This is a genomic window from Mycobacterium sp. UM_Kg27, from assembly GCF_000972905.1.
Lineage (GTDB): Bacteria > Actinomycetota > Actinomycetes > Mycobacteriales > Mycobacteriaceae > Mycobacterium.
In genome coordinates this window covers 1-888 of record NZ_JRMM01000291.1, presented here as the reverse complement: position 1 = coordinate 888, position 888 = coordinate 1, and the positions used below count along the sequence as shown (strand labels likewise).

At 76.5% G+C, this 888-nt stretch carries 1 pseudogene; it reads right to left on the bottom strand.

The features are described 5' to 3' along the window. A pseudogene (locus LI94_RS24110) lies at window positions 1-888 on the bottom strand (PE family protein); the annotation flags it as partial.

Here is an 888-nt window from a genome sequence, read left to right as displayed (position 1 = left end):
AGATCAGGCCCTGACCGCCGGTACCACCGTTGCCGCCGGCGGCGGTGTCGGAGCCGTCACCGCCTGCGCCGCCGTCACGGCCAATCGCGTCACCGCTTGCGGAACCACCGTTGGTAGCGAGGACGGCCGCACCGCCACCGCCGCCGCCACCACCACCGCCGCGGCCCGCACCGTTGCCTGTACCCACAGCACCGGCACCGCCAGCACCGCCGTTACCTGCGCTTGCGGTGCTGCCCACCCCGGCGCCCTGCAGGATGCTGGCGCCGGAACCGCCGGCCCCGCCGGCCCCGCCGGCCCCGTTGGCGGCACCGTTGTTGCCGAGCCCACCGGTGCCGCCCGTGCCACCGGTACCACCGGCCTGGCCGCCGGCATAACCGTAAATGTCGGTCACGAGGCCCTGGCCCTGACCGCCCGCGCCACCGACACCGCCCGCACCGCCGGCACCGCCGGCCGTGGTGCTGTTCGGGTTGAAGTTCATGCCACCGGCGCCACCGGTGCCACCGGCGCCACCCGTGCCGGCCTGGGCGGTGCTGCCGCCGCTGCCACCGACACCACCGTTGCCGCCGGCGCCGCCGGCGCCACCGACACCGAGGCCGCCGCCGAAGATGTCGCCACCGGCGCCGCCTTGACCACCGGAACCACCGGAACCGGCCTTACCGCCGTCGGGAGCCGCCGTGCCGCCCGCACCGCCGTTACCGCCCGCACCGCCGACACCACCGTCGCCGGCGGTCACGCCACCGCCGTCCCACGCGGTGCCGCCGGTCCCGCCAGTACCACCCGCACCGCCGTTACCGGCGTCCTCGCCGGCACCCGTGGCGTCGTAGCCCGCACCGCCGTCACCGCCGCGGCCACCGGCCCCACCGTCAACGAGCCTGTCTCTTATACACA